Raw genomic sequence first — 2,202 nt, 5'->3', positions numbered from 1 at the left:
GCCCGAGAGGGGCCCAGGGCAGCATCCCCGCCGCAGCGCATCCAGCCAGCCAGCCAGCGGGGCCGACGAGTCGCCACCGGCACGCCGGGGCGGTGCGACTATCCGGTCGCACCGCCCCGGCGCTCACCGTTCCCGGATTCAGCTCATTCGGTGTTCACGGTCGGCAGGCCGACGGCCGCCCACAATGTGCCCGGCCGCTCAGCAATCGCGCCGGCGGCCAGGGCCAGCAGCGCCAGATCACCTCCGGTACTGACGGCTGTGCCCGGCTATGTCCGGGCACAACCGTCGAAGCGGCGCCGGATCTCCCGCCACGCGGTCTCGATGGCGCTGATGATGACCGCGCCGTGGACGACGGACGCGGTCGGCGGGAGCGTCGGCGAAGAGGGTCAGGTCGCTGACGGGTTGCTGCCTTCGAGCTGGGCGGGGACGCGGGAGGTCCGCAGCGCCCGCAGGTCGGGGATGTGGTTGTAGAGAGGGTGCCCCACCGAGACGCCGAGCAGGGCCGCGATCGTCTCGATGCTGTTCTTGGGGTTGGGCAGCATGTCGCGAGCGGCGCGCAGCGGCTGCTCGTTGACGACGGTGGGCCGGCCGCCAACGCGGCCATCGGGGTCGGTGGAGACGGTACCGCCGTCTTGGCCGACGACGTTCGGTACAGCCTCCGGCTCACGGACTCCCACGACAGCACTTCCTACTGCCACGCCTCATGGCAGAGCCACTGACGTCCAATGGCAAACTCCACTGACGTTCTCGTGACAGACAACAGTTACGGAAGCAAGATCCGCCAACTACTGCGCTCGTCCGCCAAGTAGAAATCTCGGTCGCAACAGTGTGACCGAGAGTGGTAGTTGGCGGATCATGAGCCGAACTGAGCAGGTCAGGGGCGCGTGGAGAATTCTTGTTGGCGCATCTTGAGAGGGTTAGTTGGCGGATCATGATTGTGGACGTTCGCTGTGCGCGAGTGTCTGGTGAGGCGGTCCGACGTCCTTCACAGCCCGACCGGGTGTTATCAGAACCTTGATGGAGCCGTCCGGGCCTCACGCGCGCGCCATCCGCCTGCCCTGGGAATCGGCGACTCGGGCACAATCATGAGCCGTGACTACCCCTCCCGATCCCTCCGTCCTGTACCCCGACGTTGCGGCTTGCGGCAGCCTCGCCACAGTGCTCCGGGCCGAGGCGGACGGCTGCCTCGGTGCCGTCCCCGTCGCGTCGCCGGACTTCGATCCGCTGCGCCACGCGGCCGTCTCAAGTAGCCTGCCGCACCGCGAGCCGTTGGCGATCAGCGCCTGGTCGCACGAACGCCGGTGGTCGATCCGCGGCGAGGAGCCGTTCCAGAGCCTGCCCCTCATCGATGGCACGACGGACGACCTGGCGGAGGTCGCCAGGGCCGCCCGAGCGTGGCACGACGGGGCGCCCTTGGCCGACATCCGCCAAGCGGCCCCGTTCGTGCACCTGACCGGCCGGTTCGAGGTGCCCGATAACGATCCCGCGCGCTTGACGGAATCGGAATGGCAGGGCATACGCCAGGAAGCGGCCGAACTGGAATACGCCTGGCAGGAGACGTACCACAGCCTGATCGAGGCGGCGCACACCGAGCCGGCGCTGCGCGCTCTCTACCCATTCACCAGCCACTGGGCACTGCGCTTCTCGACCACCACCCGCCCGGACCTGACCGTCGTCGGACCGTGCCTGAGCGCCAACAGCGACGGCACGCACGGGGTGGGCAGGGGCCTCATCAGCCAGGACCTTGGCCGATTCGCCACAGTGCGGGAGGCCGTGGCCGTGGCAGTGCGTCAACTGCCGTCCGGACTCGGCCCCACCACGCTCGGCGGATGATCCCGCCCGGCAAACGCTCGGCCGACAGTACGGGAGCGGACTGCGCACGTACCTGGCGAACGGTGCCACCTGGGCTGTTCAGTCACACACGACACAGCGTTGCGGAGACAAGATCCGCCAACTACTGCACTCGTCCGCCAAGTAAAAGTCTCGGTCGCAAACAGAGGCTCAAGCTGTCCGCTCCTTGCTGGAAATCAATCCGAACGGGTAAAAAAACAGGTTAAAAACAAGGGTAATCGGTGCTAGTGTGGAGGCACGAGAGGAGATCCACCCATGGCATCCGAGGAAGAGCTGTTCGCGAATATCGATGCGTTGCTGGCGGAGGAGCCGCAGCTTCCGCCCCCGGCGGAGCGGGCCCGGCTGCGGGAA

Annotated in this window: 2 protein-coding genes; one reads left to right on the top strand and one right to left on the bottom strand. The window is 67.4% G+C overall.

Features of this window, described 5'->3' with window-relative positions; translation table 11 throughout:
- Nucleotides 1–386 precede the first annotated feature (386 nt).
- Nucleotides 387–677 carry a hypothetical protein gene (locus O3W51_RS45725; protein WP_232486113.1) on the bottom strand — a complete coding sequence of 97 codons (291 nt, stop codon included), beginning with the start codon at nt 675–677 and terminating at the stop codon, nt 387–389.
- A gap of 481 nt (nt 678–1,158) precedes the next feature.
- Between O3W51_RS45725 and O3W51_RS45720 the strand changes: the two genes are divergently transcribed.
- On the top strand, nt 1,159–1,833 hold the full coding sequence (locus tag O3W51_RS45720; RefSeq protein WP_244808911.1) for a DUF6193 family natural product biosynthesis protein: 675 nt from the start codon (nt 1,159–1,161) through the stop codon (nt 1,831–1,833).
- Nucleotides 1,834–2,202 lie beyond the last annotated feature (369 nt).

This window comes from Streptomyces sp. H39-C1 (assembly GCF_027158125.1).
GTDB classification, from domain to species: Bacteria; Actinomycetota; Actinomycetes; order Streptomycetales; family Streptomycetaceae; genus Actinacidiphila; species Actinacidiphila fildesensis.
This window is presented reverse-complemented; position numbering and strand designations above follow the sequence as displayed.